Source organism: Lentzea sp. NPDC102401 (assembly GCF_044765805.1).
GTDB lineage: Bacteria > Actinomycetota > Actinomycetes > Mycobacteriales > Pseudonocardiaceae > Lentzea > Lentzea sokolovensis.
This window is the reverse complement of the sequence record NZ_JBIWKS010000003.1, coordinates 21,973-42,975: the sequence shown is the minus strand read 5'-3', so window position 1 is coordinate 42,975 and position 21,003 is coordinate 21,973. Positions and strand designations below refer to the sequence as shown.

Genomic DNA, 21,003 nt, shown 5'->3' with positions numbered 1-21,003 from the left:
CGAACTTCCGCACTTGTCCGTGCCTCCCGGTGATGTTCCCACAGGTAACTGGCGTATTTCGCAAGTTACTCACGACTGCGTGGTGGGTCAACGGGCGCACATTCTGCCGTCCGACGGCAAAATTTGGCCTAACAAGCAGACGGGGCACCCTCGGAAGGGTGCCCCGTCTTCAGCGCGGGCTTGCGAGTTACCAAGCGTGCAACTCCAGTCGTACAACCCTGGCCTCGGCGTCCGGCGTCCCGGTACGCAGGCCCTAGACGACAAGCCTCCCGCGGCGTGCTGCGCGTGGGTACTCGAAGTCCGCGCACGGAGCTTGGCCGGGGTGGATCCTGACTTCTCTTCGTCTGGTCCCTGGCCGACCCGAGGTCCGCACCACCCATTTAAGTGCGTGGGCCCGGTCACAGCAAGGGCTCGGACGGGTGCACCGTTCAAGCCACGTTCAGTAGTGAAAGTACTGGCGTTTCTGGATTTGTGAGCGCGTGTTCGCATTCGGGTACCGCCGCCAGGGCGGTGCCGTGCACTCACGCGGGCACCACGTGCGCGGCGCGTTGCCGCTACTCGCCGGTACAGGTCACCTTCGGTGATTTTCTCGCGCGCGGGCTTGACTTCAGTCGCGGCCGCGCTTGCGGCGCAGGCCGTACCAGGCCGCGCCGGCCGCCGCGACGGCGCCGAGACTGATGGCCGTGACCGCGACCGCCCTGCCCGACGGGGTGGGGATGCGCGAGCGCAGGCTCACCGGGTCGACGAACTGCTGCACCGGCCAGTCCTTCTCGACGGCGATGCGGCGCAGGCCCCGGTCCGGGTTCACGACCGTCGGGTGGCCGACGACCTCCAGCATCGGCAGATCCGTGACGCTGTCCGAGTAGGCGTAGCTCTTCGAGAGGTCGTAGCCGTGCTCGGCGGCGAGCTGCTTGATCGCGACGGCCTTGTTGTCGGCGGCGCAGTAGAACTCGACCTCGCCGGAGTACCGGCCGTCCTGGATCACCATCTTCGTGCCGACGCTGTAGTCCGCCCCGATCATCTGCGCGATGGGGGCGACCAGTTCCTCGCCGGACGCGCTGACGATGACGACGTCGTGGCCCTCCGCCTTGTGGTCGGCGATCAACTGCGTCGCTTCTTTGTAAACGAGCGGATCGACGATGTCGTGCAGCGTCTCGCTGACGATGCTGCGGATCTGCTCGACGTCCCAGCCGGCGGCGAGCGCCGTGATGTGCGCCCGCATGCGGTCCATCTGATCGGCGTCCGCGCCGGCGAGCATGAACACGAACTGCGCATAAGCGCTCTTCAGCACCGCGCGGCGGTTGATCAGCCCCTCCTGGAAGAAGGGGCGGCTGAACGCCAGCGTGCTCGACTTCGCGATCACGGTCTTGTCGAGGTCGAAGAAGGCGGCGATCCGGCTCATGTGGCTCAGCTTAGGTGTACTCGCCAGTAGGCCGTTCGGGCGGCATTTCGTTCGTGTACGAAACCGTTGTGCGGCACGGTTACCGAAACTTGGCCCGCGGCTGTTGCGGAAGTTGCGCGCGGCACTGGCGCATGGGGATACAGTAGGTGAGTCCGGTTCGACGGACGGGTTCAGTCCGACCCCCCGGGACTGAACCATTGACGACCCCCGTCCCTCCCCCCTGGCGGGGGTCGTCCCATATCCGGACCCCGTTTCCGGCGGGTGCGGCTGGACCTCTGCGGCTCTTGCCCGAGGCACGTGCGCCCAACCCTTCAGCGTCGCACACGGGTCCGACACTTCTGGCCCTGCAAGGCTTCCAAGATCGCGACCTGTCCACAGTCGCTGACTTGTCCACATGTGGATCTACGCCCGTTGTGTCGTTCCTCACGACTGGCCACCGTGGATCCCATGACCCACCCCATCGCCCTGTTCACGGACCAGGACCTCCTCGACGAGGTCCTCCGCGTGGCCGCCGCGGCCGACTGCCCGCTCTCCTGCGCCCCGGACGTCACGTCGCTGCGCTCGCAATGGCACTCCGCGCCCCTGGTCCTGCTCGACCCCGCCGCGGTCTCGGCCTGCCTGGACGCGGGCTTCCCCCGCCGCACCGGCGTCCTGGTCGTCCACGGCGGCGACCCGCCCTGGGCCCCGGCCGTGGCACTGGGCGCGGACGGCGTCCTCGAACTCCCGGTGGAAGGCCGCTCCCTGGTGACGGCACTGACGGACCTGGGCGAGGGCCCGCCGTCGGACCGGGGCCGGGTGGTGTCGTTCATCGGCGGCCGTGGAGGCGCCGGCGCCTCGACCCTGGCCATCGCCTGCGGCCGCGAGGCGGTGGAGTCCGGCGGCGAGGCGATGCTCGTCGACTGCGACCCGCTGGGCGGCGGCATAGACCTGGCCCTGGGCACCGAGTCCGACAAGGGCGCCCGCTGGCCTGGCGTGCACGCCACCGGCGGCAGAGTCCCGATGTCGGCCCTGCGAGCGGCCCTGCCCACCTCGGGCAACCTGAGCGTCCTGGCCTGCGACCGAGCGGCCCCGGACCCGGAACCGGCAGCCGTGGCGGCAGTCCTCGACGCGGGCCGCCGTGCGGGCTGCACCGTGATCTGCGACCTGCCGCGCTTCCCCACGGCCTCCGCCTCCGCGGCGCTGGACCGCACGGACCTGACGATCCTGGTGGTACCGGCCGAAGTCCGGGCCACCGCGGCCGCCGGCCGAGTCGCCTCCCGCCTCCTGACGCACGGCCGCAACCTCCGCCTGGTGGTCCGCGGCCCGTCACCCGGCCACCTCCAGCCGGGCGAGATGGCCGAGGTGATCGGCATCCCGCTGCTGACCTCCATGCGCGCCGAGCCGGGCCTGGCCGAGGTGCTGGAACGGGGCCGCTTCCCGCGCAACCCGAAGGGCCCGCTCGCCACGGCGGCCCGCGTGGTGCTGAAGGAGCTCCGCCCATGACCGACCCGACCGCGGCGGACGTGGCCGCAACTGGTGCGGCCGAGGCCGAGTACGCCGCGCTTTCGTCAGGCGACGCGGAGGTCGAGCCGATCGACCAACTCGGCTGCGGCTGCGTTCCGGTTTTCCGCGAGACACCAGAACTGGTCCCGCGCCCCCGTTGGCCTGGCCGATTCGTTGCCGCAGAGGGGTCTCCGGGCCAGGCCGTCTTTCTTCCTCCTGGCTGACCTCTGCGGTCAGACACCTCCGCTCGTGGCTTGCGACTCCTGTTTTCCTGCCGCCACGAGGTTTCCCTCGCACGGAAGGAACTTCATCCGTGATCCGCCTCCGCATCCTGTGTCGGATGCTGCGCAACCTCGTCGTGTACGGCCGTCTCTATCCACCTCGCTTCATCTTCAAGCAGGACAAGGAGGAACCGAAGTGAACCGCTTCCTGATCTGGTGCCAGGAGACGTGGCTCCGCCTGACCGGCCGCGAGATCACCTACGGCCGCCACGCCCGCCGCCCGGAGGCCGCGACATGAGCGCCGCGCCCGGTTCCGGGACCTGCGCCTTGATCGCCTTCCAGATCTCCTGCGCGGCAAGGCGTGCCGAGCTGGCGAGGCGCGTGACATGACCTCCGCCCTGATCGACCGGGTCCGGCACCGCCTGGCCGGTGCCGACATGGAACTCTCCGCGGCCGTCGTGGCCCACGCGGTCCGTTCCGAGGCGGGCGGCGTCCTGGCCGACTCCGACGTCCTCGAAGCACTCCAGGTGCTGCGCCAGGAGTTCAGCGGCACCGGTCCGCTCGACCCGCTCCTCGCCGACCCCGGCACCACCGACGTGCTGGTCACCGCGCCGGACCAGGTCTGGGTGGACGGCACGACGGGACTGCGCCGCACCGGCGTCACCTTTCCCGGCGAAGACGCGGTCCGGCGCCTCGCGCAACGTCTGGCGGTCGCCGCGGGCAGACGGCTCGACGATGCCTCGCCGTGCGTCGACGGGTGGTTGCCGGGCAGCGGAGTCCGGCTGCACGCCGTGTTGCCGCCCATCGCGGACAGCACCTGCCTGTCGTTGCGAATCCTCAGGCCGGCGACGCACGACCTCCAAGCGCTGCAGGAACTCGGCACGTTCGACGCCGAGATCGCGGAGACGCTGCGGACGATCGTCGGCAAGCGCATGGCGTTTCTGGTGATCGGAGGTACCGGGTCGGGCAAGACGTCGTTGCTGTCGGCGTTGCTCGGATGCGTCTCGCCGAAGGAACGCATCGTGTGCGTGGAGGACGCCAGCGAGCTGAAGCCCGACCATCCGCAGTTCGTGCGGCTCACCGCGCGGCCGGCGAACGTCGAGGGTGCGGGCGAGGTCACCACGCGGGAACTGGTGCGGGAGGCCCTGCGGATGCGGCCCGACCGGATCGTGGTCGGGGAGGTGCGCGGGGCCGAGGTGCGGGAGTTGCTCACCTCGTTGAACACCGGGCACGAAGGGGGCGCCGGGACGTTGCACGCCAACTCGCCGGCCGAGGTGCCCGCGCGGTTGGAGGCCCTCGGCGCCTTGGGCGGGCTCTCGCTGCAGGCGCTGCACAGTCAGGTTTCAGCAGCGCTGCGGATCGTGCTGCACATGCGGCGGGACAACAACTCCCGGTACCTCAACGAGATCGGGGTGTTCGAACGGGACGACGAACTCACGGTTCGTCCTGTCTGGACGCGTGAGCACGGGTGGCACGAGAAGGAGTTGCTGTGCTGAGCCTTCTGCTGCTGGCAACGGCGCTGATCGTCTGGCCGCAACTCAAACCGATCCGAAGGCTCAGGCCGCGGCGCAACAGGGAAATCGTGGTACCGCCGTACATCTGGCCGGCGGCCGCGGCGACGGTCACCTATCTCGTGGCGGGCGTCGGCGGACTGATCGCCGGTGTCGTGCTGGGAGTGACGGGCCGGAGCATCCTCAAGCAGCACAAGCGAAACATCGCACTCCGGCGGGCGACCGAAGCGCTGAGCAACGGACTCGGCGGCGTGATCGACGAGCTGCGAGCGGGTGCCCACCCGGCTCAGGCGGCCGAAGGCGCGGCGGAGGACACCCCGGCACCGGCGAAGGAGGTGCTCAAAGCGGCGGCGGCCACGTCGAGGCTCGGTGGTGACGTGGAACGGACGTTGCGCGAGTTGCGGCAGCCGTTGCTCGGCAAGGCGGTGGATCAGCTGGCCAAGGCGTGGCACGTGTCGGCGAAGCACGGTGTGGCGTTGGCCGAGGTTCTGGACGCCACGAGGCGTGATCTCGATCAACGGGCGGCGTTCGCGCGGCAGGTGCACGCGCGGATGGCCGGGCCGCGGGCGAGTGCGGCGGTGCTGGCGGTGTTGCCGGTGGTCGGCGTGTTGTTGGGCGAGTTCAGTGGTGCGCGGCCGTTTCACGTGCTCACGAGCACGGTGGCGGGGCAGTTCCTGCTGGCGCTGGGAGCGGTGTTCGTGGCGGCAGGGGTGTGGTGGACGCAGCGGATCACGGAGGTGGAGCCGTGACGTTCCTCTTCCTCGCACTGGCGGTCCTCCTCGCACCCACGCCGCGACGATCGATTGATCGGTTGAAGCCCCGAGTCCACGACCCGCCGCACGACGAGAAGAAACCAGATGGTCCGTTCGAACGGGCCGCGGCCTGGGATCTGCTGGCCGCGTGCCTGAAAGCCGGGTTGCCGGTGCCCACCGCGATTCAAGCGGTGGACGTGAAAGAACTGAGCCAGGTCGCCGAACTGCTGAAACTGGGCGCTGATCCGGTCACGGCGTGGGCGGCCGCGCTCGACCAGCCCGCCACCGCGCTGCTCGCCAGGGCCGCGAGACGGACCGCGCGGTCCGGGGCGGCACTCGCCCGGCAGACCGCCGAACTCGCCGAGCGGACCAGGTCGGAAGCGTGCGACGACGCGGAAGCGAAGGCGCAGAGGGCCGCGGTCGCGGTGGCGGCGCCGCTCGCGCTGTGTTTCCTGCCGGCGTTCCTGTGCCTCGGCGTCGCGCCGGTGGTGCTGGGCCTGGCCGGTCAATTCCTCAACTAGGAGAAGCAGATGGAACTGCTCGACGACGACAGCGGCATGAGCACGGTGGAGTACGCGATCGGGACGTTGGCGGCGGCCGCGTTCGCCGGTCTGCTGTACGTGCTCCTCACCAGCGACTTCATGCAGAACCAGCTACAAGGGCTGATACAGCGTGCGCTGTCTTCGGTCTGATGACCGGGGCATGGCCACGGTCGAGGCGGCGATCGCGGTCAGCGCGTTGCTGGTGGCCATGTGGTTGGGGGCGAACGGGCTGACGGCGGTCACCGAGCAGATGCGGTGCGCCGACGCGGCAAGAGAAGCGGCACGGCTCACGGCGCGCGGTGAACAGCGGCGCGGTGAGGAGGCGGCCGGGCAGATCGCGTCCGGTGCCAACGTCGTGATCGACACCCAAGCCGATGCGATCGAGGTCGTCGTCAGCAAACGCGGACCGCTGGGCCTGCCGCTCAGCGCGCGGGCGTTCGCCGTGCCGGAGCCGCGATGAACGGTGAACGGTCCGGCGGCGATCGCGGTTCGGCCGCGGTGAGCGGTGTGGTGGCGATGTTGTTGCTGATCATCGTCGTGGTGGCCGGTGCGCGGATCGGGGCGGCGGTCGTCGCGCGGCATCGGGTCACCGGTGCGGCCGACCTGGCGGCGCTCGCGGCTGCCGCTCGTCTCGCCGAAAGCGATGAAAGTGCTTGTGAGCAGGCAAAACGAGTGGCCTCGGAGAACCGGGCCGAGCTGACGAGCTGCGCGGTGAGCGGATGGGAGGTGGTTGTGGAGGTCTCGGCGACTACGCCGTTCGGCCCGGTGAACGCCCGCGCCAGGGCAGGTCCGGCTGAAGATCGAAGCGTTTGGAGCGCGACGAGCGGTCGGCTCACAGCGGTGAGCGGACTCACATCGGTGCCGGGACATGCTGAACGGTGATCGAACCAAACGCGAACAGTTCAGTTGCCCGGTCAAGCAAATGACGTTCGCCGTCCCGTAGCTACCAGTTGTCGAGCGGGGGTTACGGAGGCCGGTGCCGGTGTCGTTAGTTGTAGTGGCGGCACCGACGCGGTGTCCTACGAAAACCGACACCTTGTCGATGTCGAGTCAGAGCCTGGGAAGAAGGCGACGAAAGATGGATTGGTCGGATAGCTGGCGCGGGGCCTTCCGCATCGAACTGCGTGCCGAGGCCGTGAGCCTCGCGTACCGCGGTTGGCCCGTACTGCCCGGCACCTATCCGGCCGGTACTGAGAACGGCGTCACGCAGTGGGCGGGTCGCAGCGGCCTCGAACTGCACGGCCCGATCCCCGTGCACCGTGACTGGGTGGACCGCATCGGGACCCGTCCCGACCAGGTCGCCACGTGGTGGGCGGGTCGTTCCTACAGCCTTCTCGTCGCCACCGGTCACGTGGTGGACGCGATCGAGGTCGGCGCAGGCCTCGGTCACCGCGCGGCCGTCGCACTGCGACAGATCGGTGTTCCCGTGCCGATCGCCGCGACCCCGTCCGGCCGGTGGATGTTCCTGGTGAAGTCCGGCTCGAAGCTCAACGCCGAGCTGGCCAACAACACGGACGTGCACCTCTACGGCAAGGGCGAGTACATCCCGCTGCCCCCCACCACCATGGCGCACGGTGTCGTGCACTGGCGGGTCAAGCCGCAGGTCTGCGGCTGGAACCTGCCGGAGGCACACGTCGTGCAGGACGCGCTCGTCGAGGCCGTGCACGCCCCGGCGCGCTTCCAGCTCGAAACCGTCTGACCCACAACTGAAAAACAAGCCCGGCCGTGTTGGGTGTCGTCGTGGACTCTCCCCGACAACCCCGAAGGCGATGCCCTGCACGGCCGTTCCACCAAGCCCGATCCGATGATCGGCCCCCGCACCCCGCACGTCGGGGGTGGTCGGAGGACCGGGCGAAAAGCCGAACACGCACCCCGAAGGACAGCCTCCCGCAACAGTGACCGGACCGAGGACGTTAGTGGCAGGGCGCCAGCTCTGCCGCGGTCGGTGAAGCCGGCTCCTCCCCGGAGTTCGTCAGCAGACAGTCGACACCGTCGCCTCCCGCGTGTCCTGTCGAGACGAACGAACCAGATTCCACCGATGTTCCAAGGGATCCGGTCACGAAGCGGTAGCAGGCGGGAACACAGTGTTCGGCACGTGGAGAGCGCGGCGGGGGTACCCGTGAGCCCCCGCCGCGCCCCACGGAAAAGTGGTAGACCTAGAGCTGGAGAGTTTCCGCGTAGGAAGCGAAAGCGAAGGTCTCCTCCATGGATCCGGGCCGCGGAACCGCGTCGGCGTGCCAGCCGAGGTTCCGGTCCTGCAGGACCTGCTCGATCAGCGGGTGCCACCGCTGATCGAGCATTTTCTTCGCCCACAACAGGGCGCCGCGCTTCGACTCCACCTCTCCTGTGTGGATGGTGTAGAGCGTGCGGCAGTACGCCGAGACGATGTAGCGCTGTGTCCAGGCGTTGTCCATCGGCGCCCACTCCTCGATGCCGGTCAGCACGTGCGGCAGCTCGGCACGCATCGACGAACGCAGAGCGGAAGCAGGCACCTCGTCGACCAGCGACGTGATCGGCGGGCCGTCCAGCACGATGCCGTGATGGCGCAGGATCCAGCGTGCGTGCGGGCTGTTGCAGTGCAGATCCCACACCAAGGTCCGCGCGCCGTGGTCGTTGAACAGCCACGGAACTCCCAGGCCCGCGACCGAGCGCAGTGACTCCACGTCGGCGTACGAGCCCTCGATCTCGGTCGACCAACGGCCGGGACGGGTCGGGATCTCGTCGTGCAGGGCGCGAAGCCCGGCTTCACGCTCGCCGGACGGCAGTTCGGTGCAGGCGACGATGAAGTCGCAGTCGCTGTGGACGTCACCGGCGCCCAGAGCGAACGAGCCCTGGAGGTACGCGCCGACGTAGGTGGGGCCGAGGATCTCGCGCACGGACGAGACGAGGTCGGCGAGAAGCGCGTTCAGATCAGCAAAGGGCGTGAACAAAGCAGACTCCAATGAACCCGTGGCCAGTAGGGGACGGGCGCGGCGGAGCACCAGGACGCCACTGCGATGTGGCGCGTCGGGACGATCGGACCGTGGGCACGTCGGGCCGATCAGCCGTGCCTGCACACGGCAGCGTCCGGGCTCAGCCGCGCTGGGCGCGACGGGTTCGGTTGGTGGCGTTGCAGCTGCTTGCGGTCACACCGTCAAGGTAGCCGGGCGGAAGCCACCCGGTCAGGCGATTTTGCCCAGCACCACGTCCAGCACGAGCACGGCACCGGCCTTGTCCAGCGGATCGTTGCCGTTGCCGCACTTGGGCGACTGCACGCACGACGGGCAGCCCATCGGGCACGCACAGGCGCTGATCGCCGCCCGCGTCGCCGAGAGCCACGCCCGCAACGCCGAATGGCCTCGATCAGCGAAGCCCGCACCGCCGGGATGGCCGTCGTGCACGAACACCGTCGGCATCCCCGTGTCCGGGTGCACGGCCGTCGACACGCCGCCGATGTCCCACCGGTCGCACGTCGCGAACAGCGGTAACAGGCCGATCGCCGCGTGCTCGGCGGCGTGCAGGGCGCCGGGGATCCGCTTCGCCTCCACACCCGCGTCGAACAGCAGCGACTCGTCGACCGTGTACCAGACTGCACGGGTCTGCAGCGTCTGCTCCGGCAGGTCCAGCGGGATCTGGTCGAGCACCACACCGGACGGCAGCCGCCGCAGGTAGCCGACGACCTGCGTCGTCACCTCCACCTCGCCCAGGCACACCGACACCCCGCCGAAGTCGGTGCTTTCGATCTCGCGCACCACGGTGATGTCCACGCAGTCACGCGGTTGCGTCGTCCACTCCGGGTCCTCACGGTGGACCATCGCGAGCCCGCTGTCCAGATCGAGCTCGTCGACCACGTACGCCCGCCCCTGGTGCAGGTACACGGCGCCGGGATGCACCTGCCAGCAGGCGGATCCGGGGTCGACCGTGCCGAGCATCCGGCCGGAGTCCGACTCCACGACAGCGACCTGATCACCGCCGGAACCGCGGATGTCCACTCCGGCGTGCGGGCGGTCGTGCGACGCCCAGTACCACCCGGCAGGCCGCTTGCGCAGCAGCTTCTCCGCCACCAGTTCGGCGAGCACCGCCTCCGCGAGCGGTCCGCCGAAGTCCTCCAGACAGGCTGGCGTCAACGGCATCTCGGAGGCCGCGCAGGCCAGCTGCGGCCCCAGCACGTACGGGTTCAGCGGGTCCAGCACCGTCGCCTCGACCGGTCTGTCCAGCACCGCGGCCGGGTTGTGCACCAGGTACGTGTCCAACGGGTCGTCGCGCGCCACGAACACGACCAGAGCGCTGTCCCCTGACCGCCCCGCGCGGCCCGCCTGCTGCCAGAACGACGCCAGCGTGCCGGGGAAACCGGCCACCACCACCGCGTCCAGCCCGGCGATGTCGACGCCGAGCTCCAGCGCGTTCGTGGTCGCGACGCCGAGCAGGTCGCCCGTGGACAGCGACTTCTCCAGCGCGCGCCGTTCCTCCGGCAGGAACCCGCCCCGGTACGCGGCCACCCGGCCGGGCAACTCACCGTCCACTTCGGACAGGATTCGCTGCGCGCCCATCGCCGTCAGCTCCGCGCCACGACGCGAGCGCACGAAGGCGAGCGACCGTGCGCCCTCGACCACCAGGTCGGCCAGGATCCGCGACGTCTCCGCGCCCGCCGAGCGCCGGACGGGAGCGCCGTTCTCACCCTCCAGAGAGGTCAGCGGGGGCTCCCACAACGCGACCGTGCGCGACGCACGCGGCGAAAAGTCGTCCACTACAGCGGAAACGGGAACGCCGAGCAAACGCTCCGCCGAACCAGAAGGATCAGCCACTGTGGCCGATGCCAGAACGAAGATCGGATCCGCGCCGTATTTGCGCGCGACCCTTCGCAGCCGGCGCATCAACAACGCCACGTGCGAACCGAAGACGCCGCGATAGGAATGGCACTCGTCGATCACCACGTACTTCAGCCGACGGAAGAACCGCAGCCATTTCGGGTGCTGCGGAAGGATTCCGCGGTGCAGCATGTCCGGGTTGGTGAAGACCCAGTTCGCGTGCGCCTTGACCCAGTCGCGTTCGGCCATCGGGGTGTCACCGTCGTAGGCCGACGCGCGCACCCCCTTGATCCCCAGTTCCTCGAGCGACCGGAGCTGGTCCGCGCCAAGGGCTTTGGTCGGTGACAGGTACAGCGCGGTGGCCTTCGTGTCCGCCAAAAGAGTGGAAAGCACGGGCATTTGGTAGGCAAGTGACTTGCCCGACGCCGTGCCCGTCGCGAGGACCACGTGCTGCCCGGACCACGCGAGCGTCGCGGCCTCCGCCTGGTGCCGCCACGGCTCACGCACACCCGTCTCGACGAACGCCTCGACGACCGGGAGAGCCGTCCACGCAGGCCACTCCACGTGATCTGCCTGGCGCAACGGCAGATCGCGCGCGTGCGTGAGGGGTGACTCCCCGGCGGGCACACCCGCCAGCACGCGGTCCAGCAACCGGCGTCCCTGATCCACCACGAGATCGAGCTTCGCATACACCACCGACAGTCCCGGCCGGGCCGTGCTCGACTTCCTGCGCAGATAACGGTGTGTGCACGGATCGGGACGTTTCGTTGCCTCGTTGCAACCAACCCCTAGACTCCCCGCTCATCGCATCCAATGAGGGATGCGTCACGTCGCGCTGGGCGGCTGGTCTGCCTTGGCGCTGCACATGGCAACTCACCAGGAGGACGGATGTCCCGGCAATTCCTCGCGGAGGGCCTTGAGCTCTCCGGGGGTGATCGCGGCGTCGTAGCCGTGGTCGCCGTGGTCGCCCTGGCTGCTCTCGCCGTCGGGTACGTGCTGCTCAAGGAGGTGCTGGCCGCAGGCCAGGGCACCCCCAAGATGCAGGACATCGCCAAGGCGGTTCAGGAGGGCGCAGCGGCCTACCTCAACCGGCAGTTCCGCACGCTCGGCATCTTTGTCGTGATCGTGTTCGTACTGCTGTTCGCGCTACCGGCGGATGATTTGGCCGAGCGAATCGGCCGATCTTTGTTCTTCCTCGTCGGTGCCGCGTTCTCGGCGACTATCGGCTACCTGGGCATGTGGTTGTCCACGCGCGCCAACGTGCGTGTCGCCGCCGCAGCGAACGAAGAAGGCGGTCGCGAAAAGGCGACGCGCATCGCGTTCCGCACCGGTGGTGTGGTCGGCATGACCACGGTCGGCCTCGGTCTCTTCGGAGCCGCGCTGGTCGTGCTCGTGTACGCGGGTCAGGCCCCGAAGGTCCTGGAGGGCTTCGGTTTCGGCGCCGCGCTGCTCGCGATGTTCATGCGCGTCGGTGGCGGCATCTTCACCAAGGCCGCCGACGTCGGTGCCGACCTCGTCGGCAAGGTCGAGCAGGGCATCCCCGAGGACGACCCCCGCAACGCCGCCACCATCGCGGACAACGTGGGTGACAACGTCGGTGACTGCGCCGGCATGGCCGCGGACCTGTTCGAGTCCTACGCCGTCACGCTGGTCGCCTCGCTGATCCTCGGCACCGCCGCGTTCGGCGTGCAGGGCCTGCTGTTCCCGCTGATCGTTCCCGCGATCGGCGTGCTGACCGCGGTCATCGGCGTGTACACGACCAAGGCGAAGGCGGGCGAGAACGGCCTGGCCGCCATCAACCGCTCCTTCTACATCTCCGCGGTCATCTCCGCTGTGCTGTGCACGATCGCGGCGTTCTCGTACCTGCCGAGCTCCTTCGCGGACCTCGGCGGCATCAGCAACGAGATCAAGAGCGTCAGCGGCAACCCCGCGCTGATCGCGTCCGTCGCGGTGATCATCGGCATCGTGCTGGCCGGCGTCATCCTCTGGCTGACCGGCTACTACACCGGCACCGAGCACAAGCCGGTCAAGGAGGTCGGCCAGACCTCGCTGACCGGTGCCGCCACGGTGATCCTGTCCGGTATCTCGGTCGGTTTCGAGTCGGCCGTCTACACCGCGCTGGTCATCGGTGCCGCCGTGTACGGCGCGTTCCTGCTGTCCGGTTCGGTCGTCGTCTCGCTGTTCGCGATCGCGCTCGCCGGTTGTGGTCTGCTCACGACCGTGGGCGTCATCGTCGCGATGGACACCTTCGGCCCGGTCTCCGACAACGCGCAGGGCATCGCCGAGATGTCCGGTGACGTGCACGGCGAGGGCGCGCAGATCCTCACCGAGCTCGACGCGGTCGGCAACACCACCAAGGCCATCACCAAGGGCATCGCGATCGCGACGGCGGTGCTCGCCGCGACGGCGTTGTTCGGCTCCTATCGCGACGCGATCGAGCAGGCCATCGCCAAGGTCGGCAACGTCGCGGGCGACCTGCCCGTGTCGTTCACCAACCTGGTGTTCAGCCCGAACATCCTCGTCGGCATCACCATCGGCGCGGCTGTCGTCTTCATGTTCTCGGGCCTCGCGGTCAACGCCGTGACGCGTGCCGCCGGCGCCATCGTGTTCGAGGTGCGCCGTCAGTTCCGCGAGAACCCGGGCATCATGGACTACTCGGTGAAGCCGGAGTACGGCCGCGTCGTCGACATCTGCACCAGGGACTCGCTGCGTGAGCTGGCGACTCCGGGTCTGATGGCGGTGCTCGCCCCGGTCGCCGTCGGCTTCGGCCTCGGCGTCGGCCCGCTGGCCGGTTACCTCGCCGGTGCGATCGCGACCGGCACGCTGATGGCGGTGTTCCTGGCCAACTCCGGTGGTGCCTGGGACAACGCGAAGAAGCTGGTCGAGGACGGCAACCACGGTGGCAAGGGCTCCGACGCCCACGCCGCCACGGTGATCGGTGACACGGTCGGCGACCCGTTCAAGGACACCGCCGGCCCCGCCATCAACCCGCTGATCAAGGTCATGAACCTGGTCTCGGTGCTGATCGCGCCGGCCATCGTCACCTTCTCCATCGGTGACAGCGCGTCCGACCCGATCCGGATCGCGATCGCCCTGGTCGCGACCCTGATCATCGTCGGTGCGGTGGTCGTGTCCAAGCGCCGCGGCACCTCGATCGCGGACTCGCCCGCGGAGTCCGTCAGCAACGGCGCCGCGTAGATCCACCTCTGGTCGGGGTACGTTCGGGTCTTCCCCCGACGTACCCCGACCGAGGAGTTACGACATGAGGCGCAGCCTCGTCGCCACTGCCGCTGTTGCCGCCCTTGCGCTGGCCGGGTGCACCACCGGCGGCAACTCCGGCACTTCATCGACGCCCACCAGTGGCGCGGCCAGCCCCGAGGCCGTCGCCTACATGGACAAGGTGTGCGGCGCCGCATCCGAGTTCGCCAAGATCGAGAAGACGGCCCCCAAGTTCGACGCCGGCGACTCCGCCAAGCTCAAGGCCGACATGGCCGCGTACATGGGCCAGCTCGCCGACGCCTTCACCAAGTCGGCCGAGGGCCTCAAGAACGTCGGCCCGTCGCCCGTCGCGGGCGGTGAGGAGGCCGTCAACAAGATGGCCGAGACGTTCACCTCGCTCGGCACCGTGTTCACCGACGCCAAGACCAAGGTCGAGCAGGCGGACGCCAACAACGCCACCGGAGGCCTCCAGGCCGCCGGAGAGGCCATCGCCAAGCTCTCCGAGCTCGCCGACCCGCTGCGCGACCTCAAGGACGTTCCCGAGCTGCAGAAGGCCACGCAGTCGGCGCAGCAGTGCCAGGCGATGCAGCGCCTCAACGTCACGCCGACGAGCTGAGCGAGACCGTCCGGAGTAACTTCCGGCCCATGCGCCGCACAGTCCTCGCAGTTCTGACGTGCTGTCTGCTCGCGGCCACCGCGTGCAGCAGCGGAGGTTCGTCCACGTCGGCCTCTCCCACCGCCAGTGAGGCCGACGTCGTGGCGTGGATGGACAAGGTCTGCGGTGCCGTCGACGGCACCGCGAAGGCCATGTCCGACGAGCCGCCGATCGACATGAGCGACCCGGCGAAGCTCAAGACGGGCCTGTCCGACTGGCTCGGCACCAAGGTCGCCGCGGTCGACAAGTCGATCTCGGACCTCAAGGGCCTGGAGAACGGCCCGCACCCGAAGTCGAAGGAGCTGGCCACCGCCGCGCAGGACGGCATGGGTCAGATCAGGACCCTGCTCGCGGACACCAGGTCGAAGCTCGACGCCTCGACGGACGCCACCGGGGCCATCACCGCCTTCACGGAGATGGTCGCCAGGGCGAGCGAACTGGAGAAGGCGGGCGCCGACGTGCAGAAGAAGTTCGACGAGACGGGCCTGGCCACGGCCGCGCAGAAAGCCAACAACTGCAAGGGTCTTCAGACGTCTCCCCCTACCTCCTGACGAGCGAGAAGCCCGGCTGACCGGATCGCCCGAACGTGTACTGTTCGGCGGTCCGGTTAGTCATTTCCTGGGGGATTTCACCGTGAACGCACGTTTGTCGATCGCTGCTGCCTGCGCAGGCCTCACCCTCGCCGTGACGGGCTGCGGCACCAGCGCCGCGCCGTCCACGCAGAGCGCCGCACCCACGACCACGACGACCACCGCCACCGGCGCCGACCCGGTGAAGTGGGCGGGCGCGTTCTGCGCCGGCACCACGCCGGTGCTCACGGGCGCGATCGAGCTGATCACCGTCGTCGCGGCCAACGCCGAGAACCCTCCCGCGATCAAGGAGGGCATGCTCAAGCTGCTCGACACCGGCGGCAAGGCGATGGCCGACACGGAGAAGAAGCTCAAGGAGGTCGGCGCGCCCGGCCCCGAGCACCAGGCCATGCACGACGAGCTGGTCAAGATGTTCGGCGACGGTGCCAAGGAGTACGTGACGGTCCGCGAGCAGATCGGCAAGATCGACGCGACCGCGCCCGACTTCATGGCGCAGGTCGAGAAGGTCGGTGGCGACGCCGCGGACCCGTCGAAGCTCTCCGACCAGATCAAGAAGCTCGACGCGGACCCGAAGCTCAAGGACGCCGTCGCGAAGGCGCCGGAGTGCACCGAGATGCGCACCAAGCTCGGGAAGATGCTCGGCAAGTGACGACGTTTCGCCTGTTCGCGGCCGTGCTGAGCGCCGCCGCGATCACCGCCTGCAGCACGCCACCACCTGCTCCGGTCCAGCAGGCCGCACCGGCGACCACCACGACGGCGGACGTGCCCGGTGCCGATCCGGTGGCCTGGTTCGAGGCCTACTGCGGACCCATGGGCGTCACGCAGACCGCGCGACTCCAGCTCCAGGGCAAGGCCCAGGAGGGCATGGAGGCCGTCAAGGAGGCCGTGGTCGCCTGGACGGCTGGAGCAGCGGTGTCGAACCGGCACATGGCGGATGAGCTCCAGAAACTCGGCCCGTTGGGGTCGGACGTGCGCAGCCTGCACGAACGGCTGGTCAGCGCGCTGCGCAACGAGGCCAAGACCTTCGACGACAGTTCGGCGCGGCTGCGGGCGCAGGCGGCGGACGACAAGTTCCCCGAGCGGTACAAGCAGATCATGGTCGGCAGCAGCGGTGACAGCGTGGGGACGCTGTTCAAGCAGATCCTGGAGACGACCCCGAAGTACACCGAGGCGTTCCGTGCGAACGAGGTGTGCAAGGCCTGGCAGGGGCTGGCGAAGCAGTCCGGGGGAAACTAGGCCGGGTGAGGACTCGTCTGCTCGCTGCCCTGCTGACCGGTGCCGTCGTGCTGACCGCCTGCGGAACGGAGGCGGACAAGCCGATCACCGACGCGCAGCGGCAGTGGGTGGACGCGTTCTGCGGTGGTGTCCTTCCGGGCCTGGAAGCGGGTCTTGAGCTGCGCAAACAGGATCCGGCGAACGTCGCCGCGGTCAAGGACGGGTACGTGAAACTCGTCTCGTCCAACACCACCGCGTTCACCGCCGCCGAGAAGAGGCTGAAGGAGCTCGGCGCGCCCGAAGAGGACCTCAGGGACGTGCACGAACGGCTGGTCAAGTTCGTCACGGAGTCCGCGAAGTCGTACGGCGACGCGCAGGCTCCCGTCCAGGCACTGGAGCCTGACGCCCAGTTCCTGGAGGGCGCCGAGAAGGTGCTGGCCGACACGAACGTCGTGACCAGTCCGGAAGATCTCCGCGCCACCTTCCAGGAACTGCAGAAGCGGCCGAAGTACGCAGCGGCGATAGGCAGGTCGGCACCGTGCTCGGAGATCAGGTCGAAGGGGCAGGAGCTCGGTCAGTAACAACTGTCCCACTGGTCACACTCGAACGTCTGTTCTACCCTGTGGGCCGTGGTGGGGCAGTTGTCCTTCTTCTCGGCCGAGGCACGAACCCCGGCCAAGGCGGACCTCGCCGGCTTCCTCTGCGGGCCGGGTCAGGCCGTCAGCTTCGCGCGCGGTACAGCCGCCCGCGTGTACACCGAACTGCGCGACGAGTGGCGACTGCGCCCTCTCAAGCAGGCCTGCGCCGAGCGCGGGGTGACGACTGAGCTGTGCGTGAACGAGGCGGGAACGCACTTCGTCCGCACGCCGTTCCGCACCGATCTCACCCCTCTGGCCGCCCGCTGGCTGGACGGAACCGCCAAGACGGTGCCGCCGGACTTCGAGCTGAACGGAGCAGTGCTGCGCGTCTGGGCGCTGGCGGCGGGCAGCTGGATGGAGTCCGCGTACCTGCTCGGTTTGGACCCCAACGCACCGCAGACACACGCACCGTTGCAAAATGCGCTGCTCGCATCCGGACTTCCGTGCACCCTGGTATGGGCACCCGCGTTGCGGGTGACCGGCCGGCGAAGGCTGGCGCGGCTCGCTGAGCTGGTCGGAAGCCCTCCTCAGGGAGTGGCGATGAGCACCTGGCCGGCGGCCTGAGCGGGGCGGTCGGGCAAGGTTGTGTCACTCTGTCTCGTCGTACGGGCGTCGCGGAGACATGACGGATGGTGTGCTTTTCGGCCGACGCTGGGCAACACTGGCGGGCCTGGGAACCGGGTTTGGAAGAGAGCGGGACGGCGAGTGGCTGGATCGACACGGACGAAGAAGAGCAGCGGAGGCGGGGGTAGCACCCGACGACTGGTGATCGTCGAGTCGCCCACGAAGGCGCGCAAGATCGCCTCGTACCTCGGCGCCAACTTCGTCGTGGAATCCTCCAGGGGACACATCCGGGACCTGCCGCGCGGTGCCGCCGACGTTCCCGCGAAGTTCAAGGGCCAGGCCTGGGCCAGGCTCGGCGTGGACGTCGACCACGACTTCGAGCCCCTCTACGTGATCTCCGCAGACAAGAAGTCGCTGGTCACTGAGCTCAAGGAAGCGTTGAAGGACGTCGACGAGCTCTACCTCGCGACAGACGGTGACCGCGAGGGTGAAGCCATCGCGTGGCACCTGCTGGAGACGCTCAAGCCGAAGATCCCGGTCCGCCGGATGGTCTTCCACGAGATCACCGAGTCCGCGATCCAGGCCGCCGCGGCCAACCCGCGTGACCTCGACCAGGACCTGGTCGACGCGCAGGAGACCCGCCGCATCCTCGACCGTCTCTACGGCTACGAGGTCAGCCCGGTCCTGTGGAAGAAGGTCATGCCGAAGCTCTCGGCAGGCCGCGTGCAGTCCGTGGCGACGCGTCTGGTCGTGGAACGCGAACGCGAGCGGATGAAGTTCGTCTCAGCGAGCTACTGGGACATCTCGGCGCAGATGGACGCCGGTGCCGACGCCACGCCGCGTCAGTTCGGCGCGCGTCTCGTCGCCGTCGACGGCACGCGTCTCGCCACGGGCCGTGACTTCGGTTCGGACGGCAAGCTCACCGGCAAGTCCGACGTCGTCGTGCTGGACGAGGCGCAGGCCCGTGCCATCGCGGCCGGGCTGCAGAACGCACCGGTCAAGGTCGCCTCCGTCGAGGAGAAGCCGTACACGCGCAAGCCGTACGCGCCGTTCATGACCTCGACGCTGCAGCAGGAAGCGGGCCGCAAGCTGCGGTTCTCCGCCGACCGCACGATGCGCACGGCGCAGAAGCTGTACGAGAACGGCTACATCACCTACATGCGTACCGACAGCACGACGCTGTCGGAGACCGCGATCAACGCGGCCCGCACGCAGGCCACGGACCTCTACGGCGCTCAGTACGTCTCGCCGCAGCCTCGCCAGTACACGCGCAAGGTCAAGAACGCGCAGGAGGCCCACGAGGCGATCAGGCCGGCGGGAGAGGTCTTCCGCACGCCGGGTCAGGTCGCCGCCGAGCTCGACTCGGACGAGTTCAAGCTCTACGAGATGATCTGGCAGCGCACGATCGCCTCCCAGATGGCCGACGCGCGGGGCAACACGACCAGCATCCGCATCCAGGGCCGTGCGGGCACGGGCCAGGAGGTCACGTTCGCCGCGTCCGGTCGCACGATCACGTTCGCCGGCTTCCTCAAGGCCTACGTCGAGACCGTCGACGCCGAGGCCGGTGGCGAGTCGGACGACGCGGAGTCGCGCCTGCCGCTGCTGGTCAAGGACCAGGACCTGACGATCGCGGAGCTGTCCGCGGACGGTCACACCACCTCGCCGCCCTCGCGCTACACCGAGCCGTCGCTGATCAAGACGATGGAGGAGCTCGGCATCGGCCGTCCCTCCACCTACTCGTCGATCATCAGCACCATCCAGGACCGCGGCTACGTGTGGAAGAAGGGCGCGGCGCTGGTCCCGTCCTGGGTCGCGTTCGCCGTGGTCGGGCTGCTGGAGGGTCACTTCGGCCGCCTCGTCGACTACGACTTCACCGCCGCGCTCGAGGACGAACTGGACGGCATCGCCGCCGGTCGGCAGCAGCGCACGACGTGGCTGTCCGGGTTCTACTTCGGCGGCAGCGTCGGCCCCGACGGCTCGATCGGCCGTTCCGGCGGCCTGAAGAAGCTGGTCGGCACGGGTGTCGAGGACATCGACCCGCGCGAGGTCAACTCGATCCCGCTGTTCAGCGACTCCGAGGGCCGCACGGTCGTCGTGCGCGTCGGCCGCTTCGGGCCGTACCTGGAGCGCGACGTCGACGGCACCGCGCAACGCGCGAACCTGCCGGACGACCTGGCGCCGGACGAGCTGAGCAACGAGATCGCCGAGAAGCTGTTCTCGACGCCGCAGGAGGGCCGTTCGCTCGGCACCGACCCGGTCTCGGGCAACGAGATCGTGGCCAAGGAAGGCCGCTTCGGCCCGTACGTGACCGAGGTCCTGCCCGAGCCGTCCGAGAACGGCACGGCCCCGAAGAAGGCGCCGAAGCCGCGCACCGGCTCGCTGTTCAAGTCGATGTCGCTGGACACGGTCACGATCGACGACGCGCTGAAGCTGCTCTCGCTGCCGCGCGTGGTCGGCAAGGACCCGGAGACGGGCGCCGAGATCACCGCGCAGAACGGCCGCTACGGCCCGTACCTGAAGAAGGGCACGGACTCGCGGTCGCTGACCGAGGAGAGCCAGATCTTCACGGTCACGCTCGACGAGGCGCTGAAGATCTACTCCGAGCCGAAGAAGCGCGGCCGTGCCGCCGCCGCTCCGCCGTTGCGCGAGATGGGCAACGACCCGGTGTCCGGCAAGCCGATGGTGATCAAGGAGGGCCGGTTCGGCCCGTACGTCACCGACGGTGAGGCGAACGCGTCGCTGCGCAAGACGGACAGCGTCGAGTCGATCACCGACGAGCGTGCGGCCGAGTTGCTGGCCGAGAAGCGCGCGAAGGGGCCGGTCAAGAAGAAGGCTCCGGCCAAGAAGCCGGCGGCGGCGAAGAAGCCCGCGGCCAAGAAGGCTCCGGCCAAGACCAAGAGCTGAGCAGGGGGTGGCGGTGCCGATCAACGAGTTCGGTCCGGACGGGACTCAGGCCCCGCCGCCTCCCCGGCTGTACCCGGACCCGCTCGCGGGCCTGGTGACGGCTGACAACTTCGTCGCTCCTCAATGGACGTCGTTCAGCTCACGTGTGGCGGTGCCGACACCTCCCGAGCCGACCGAGGAAGCGCGGCAGGCCGTCTGGTCGCAGATGCAGCAGGAACAACGGCGGCCGCGTGGCAGGGCTCAGCGAGCGCCTGTGCAGCAGCAGCAGCAGCAGTCGCACCCGTACGCGGTTCAGCAGTTCGCGCCGACGTACCAAATGTCTGCGCCGCAACAACAACAGCAACAGCAGCAACCCGCCAAGCCGGCGAGCGGCGTGGCCGCGTTCATCGGCTGCCTGGTCGTCATCGGGTTCTTCGTCCTGGTCCTGGTCAGCATTCTCGGAGCGATCTTCAGCTAGCCGTGTTGTGAGTCCGACGTGCTGACTCACCACATCCGGTTACGCTGACCGCACGGGAGTGGCG

The 21,003-nt window shown here is 68.9% G+C and carries 21 protein-coding genes; 18 read left to right on the top strand and 3 right to left on the bottom strand.

Annotation, left to right across the window (positions count from 1 at the left end; genetic code table 11):
• Positions 1-607: 607 nt before the first annotated feature.
• On the bottom strand, positions 608-1,402 hold the full coding sequence (locus ACIRG5_RS10720) for an HAD-IB family hydrolase (RefSeq protein WP_402903268.1): 795 nt from the start codon (positions 1,400-1,402) through the stop codon (positions 608-610).
• 447 nt (positions 1,403-1,849) lie between these two features.
• On the opposite strand from ACIRG5_RS10720, the gene ssd reads away from it, so the two are divergent.
• The 9 genes from ssd to ACIRG5_RS10675 all read left to right on the top strand — a co-directional run bounded on the left by ssd (position 1,850) and on the right by ACIRG5_RS10675 (position 7,609).
• Positions 1,850-2,884 carry a septum site-determining protein Ssd gene (ssd, locus tag ACIRG5_RS10715; RefSeq protein ID WP_402903266.1) on the top strand — a complete coding sequence of 345 codons (1,035 nt, stop codon included), beginning with the start codon at positions 1,850-1,852 and terminating at the stop codon, positions 2,882-2,884.
• Positions 2,881-3,108 carry a hypothetical protein gene (locus ACIRG5_RS10710; RefSeq protein WP_402903263.1) on the top strand — a complete coding sequence of 76 codons (228 nt, stop codon included), beginning with the start codon at positions 2,881-2,883 and terminating at the stop codon, positions 3,106-3,108. Before ssd ends, ACIRG5_RS10710 begins: the two co-directional genes overlap by 4 nt.
• Positions 3,109-3,491: 383 nt before the next feature.
• On the top strand, positions 3,492-4,601 hold the full coding sequence (locus ACIRG5_RS10705; protein ID WP_402903260.1) for a TadA family conjugal transfer-associated ATPase: 1,110 nt from the start codon (positions 3,492-3,494) through the stop codon (positions 4,599-4,601).
• Positions 4,595-5,365: a type II secretion system F family protein gene (locus tag ACIRG5_RS10700; RefSeq protein WP_402903257.1), complete on the top strand. Its 771-nt coding sequence runs from the start codon at positions 4,595-4,597 to the stop codon at positions 5,363-5,365. The genes ACIRG5_RS10705 and ACIRG5_RS10700 overlap by 7 nt, the downstream gene beginning before the upstream one ends.
• A complete protein-coding gene (locus ACIRG5_RS10695; RefSeq protein ID WP_402903254.1) occupies positions 5,362-5,889 on the top strand; it encodes a type II secretion system F family protein in 528 nt (175 codons plus the stop codon). The genes ACIRG5_RS10700 and ACIRG5_RS10695 overlap by 4 nt, the downstream gene beginning before the upstream one ends.
• Before the next feature lie 9 nt (positions 5,890-5,898).
• Positions 5,899-6,060, top strand: coding sequence for a DUF4244 domain-containing protein (locus tag ACIRG5_RS10690; RefSeq protein ID WP_319976031.1), 162 nt, complete (start codon positions 5,899-5,901; stop codon positions 6,058-6,060).
• A 10-nt stretch (positions 6,061-6,070) separates the two neighbouring features.
• Complete coding sequence (locus tag ACIRG5_RS10685) at positions 6,071-6,370, top strand: TadE family type IV pilus minor pilin (protein WP_402903251.1); 300 nt, start codon at positions 6,071-6,073, stop codon at positions 6,368-6,370.
• Positions 6,367-6,792 carry an Rv3654c family TadE-like protein gene (locus tag ACIRG5_RS10680; RefSeq protein WP_402903248.1) on the top strand — a complete coding sequence of 142 codons (426 nt, stop codon included), beginning with the start codon at positions 6,367-6,369 and terminating at the stop codon, positions 6,790-6,792. The genes ACIRG5_RS10685 and ACIRG5_RS10680 overlap by 4 nt, the downstream gene beginning before the upstream one ends.
• A gap of 196 nt (positions 6,793-6,988) precedes the next feature.
• The gene (locus tag ACIRG5_RS10675; RefSeq protein ID WP_402903245.1) at positions 6,989-7,609 is read left to right on the top strand and encodes a bifunctional DNA primase/polymerase; all 621 of its coding nucleotides are present in this window, start codon (positions 6,989-6,991) and stop codon (positions 7,607-7,609) included.
• A 457-nt stretch (positions 7,610-8,066) separates the two neighbouring features.
• Here ACIRG5_RS10675 and ACIRG5_RS10670 read toward each other — a convergent pair whose 3' ends face one another.
• Together ACIRG5_RS10670 and ACIRG5_RS10665 are read right to left on the bottom strand one after the other, a co-directional pair.
• The gene (locus ACIRG5_RS10670; protein WP_402903242.1) at positions 8,067-8,840 is read right to left on the bottom strand and encodes an aminoglycoside adenylyltransferase domain-containing protein; all 774 of its coding nucleotides are present in this window, start codon (positions 8,838-8,840) and stop codon (positions 8,067-8,069) included.
• Positions 8,841-9,071: 231 nt separating this feature from the next.
• Complete coding sequence (locus ACIRG5_RS10665) at positions 9,072-11,393, bottom strand: DEAD/DEAH box helicase (RefSeq protein ID WP_402903239.1); 2,322 nt, start codon at positions 11,391-11,393, stop codon at positions 9,072-9,074.
• A 192-nt stretch (positions 11,394-11,585) separates the two neighbouring features.
• Here ACIRG5_RS10665 and ACIRG5_RS10660 point away from each other — a divergent pair, with 192 nt between their 5' ends.
• The 9 genes from ACIRG5_RS10660 (at position 11,586) to ACIRG5_RS10620 (ending at position 20,939) form a co-directional block, all read left to right on the top strand.
• On the top strand, positions 11,586-13,895 hold the full coding sequence (locus ACIRG5_RS10660) for a sodium-translocating pyrophosphatase (RefSeq protein WP_402903236.1): 2,310 nt from the start codon (positions 11,586-11,588) through the stop codon (positions 13,893-13,895).
• Positions 13,896-13,959: 64 nt separating this feature from the next.
• Positions 13,960-14,532 carry a hypothetical protein gene (locus ACIRG5_RS10655; protein WP_402903233.1) on the top strand — a complete coding sequence of 191 codons (573 nt, stop codon included), beginning with the start codon at positions 13,960-13,962 and terminating at the stop codon, positions 14,530-14,532.
• A gap of 29 nt (positions 14,533-14,561) precedes the next feature.
• Entirely contained in the window at positions 14,562-15,122 is a 561-nt protein-coding gene (locus ACIRG5_RS10650; protein ID WP_402903230.1) for a hypothetical protein, read from the top strand.
• An 82-nt stretch (positions 15,123-15,204) separates the two neighbouring features.
• Entirely contained in the window at positions 15,205-15,810 is a 606-nt protein-coding gene (locus ACIRG5_RS10645) for a hypothetical protein (RefSeq protein ID WP_402903227.1), read from the top strand.
• The gene (locus tag ACIRG5_RS10640; RefSeq protein WP_402903224.1) at positions 15,807-16,397 is read left to right on the top strand and encodes a hypothetical protein; all 591 of its coding nucleotides are present in this window, start codon (positions 15,807-15,809) and stop codon (positions 16,395-16,397) included. Before ACIRG5_RS10645 ends, ACIRG5_RS10640 begins: the two co-directional genes overlap by 4 nt.
• Positions 16,398-16,402: 5 nt before the next feature.
• On the top strand, positions 16,403-16,957 hold the full coding sequence (locus tag ACIRG5_RS10635) for a hypothetical protein (RefSeq protein WP_402903221.1): 555 nt from the start codon (positions 16,403-16,405) through the stop codon (positions 16,955-16,957).
• Between the two features lie 48 nt (positions 16,958-17,005).
• The gene (locus ACIRG5_RS10630; protein ID WP_402903219.1) at positions 17,006-17,578 is read left to right on the top strand and encodes a hypothetical protein; all 573 of its coding nucleotides are present in this window, start codon (positions 17,006-17,008) and stop codon (positions 17,576-17,578) included.
• A 141-nt stretch (positions 17,579-17,719) separates the two neighbouring features.
• A complete protein-coding gene (topA, locus tag ACIRG5_RS10625) occupies positions 17,720-20,482 on the top strand; it encodes a type I DNA topoisomerase (RefSeq protein ID WP_402903217.1) in 2,763 nt (920 codons plus the stop codon).
• 13 nt (positions 20,483-20,495) lie between these two features.
• Positions 20,496-20,939 (top strand): hypothetical protein, encoded by a 444-nt coding sequence (locus tag ACIRG5_RS10620; protein WP_402903215.1) that lies wholly within the window; start codon positions 20,496-20,498, stop codon positions 20,937-20,939.
• Positions 20,940-21,003 lie beyond the last annotated feature (64 nt).

What these genes read in the sequence shown, in the direction of transcription:
- ACIRG5_RS10710 (WP_402903263.1), top strand. Translation starts at nt 2,881, where the DNA reads ATGACCGACCCGACCGCGGCGGACGTGGCCGCAACTGGTGCGGCCGAG.
- ACIRG5_RS10680 (WP_402903248.1), top strand. Translation starts at nt 6,367, where the DNA reads ATGAACGGTGAACGGTCCGGCGGCGATCGCGGTTCGGCCGCGGTGAGC.
- ACIRG5_RS10650 (WP_402903230.1), top strand. Translation starts at nt 14,562, where the DNA reads ATGCGCCGCACAGTCCTCGCAGTTCTGACGTGCTGTCTGCTCGCGGCC.
- ACIRG5_RS10655 (WP_402903233.1), top strand. Translation starts at nt 13,960, where the DNA reads ATGAGGCGCAGCCTCGTCGCCACTGCCGCTGTTGCCGCCCTTGCGCTG.
- ACIRG5_RS10705 (WP_402903260.1), top strand. Translation starts at nt 3,492, where the DNA reads ATGACCTCCGCCCTGATCGACCGGGTCCGGCACCGCCTGGCCGGTGCC.
- ACIRG5_RS10690 (WP_319976031.1), top strand. Translation starts at nt 5,899, where the DNA reads ATGGAACTGCTCGACGACGACAGCGGCATGAGCACGGTGGAGTACGCG.
- ACIRG5_RS10660 (WP_402903236.1), top strand. Translation starts at nt 11,586, where the DNA reads ATGTCCCGGCAATTCCTCGCGGAGGGCCTTGAGCTCTCCGGGGGTGAT.
- ACIRG5_RS10720 (WP_402903268.1), bottom strand. Translation starts at nt 1,402, where the DNA reads ATGAGCCGGATCGCCGCCTTCTTCGACCTCGACAAGACCGTGATCGCG.
- ACIRG5_RS10685 (WP_402903251.1), top strand. Translation starts at nt 6,071, where the DNA reads ATGGCCACGGTCGAGGCGGCGATCGCGGTCAGCGCGTTGCTGGTGGCC.
- ssd (WP_402903266.1), top strand. Translation starts at nt 1,850, where the DNA reads ATGACCCACCCCATCGCCCTGTTCACGGACCAGGACCTCCTCGACGAG.
- ACIRG5_RS10675 (WP_402903245.1), top strand. Translation starts at nt 6,989, where the DNA reads ATGGATTGGTCGGATAGCTGGCGCGGGGCCTTCCGCATCGAACTGCGT.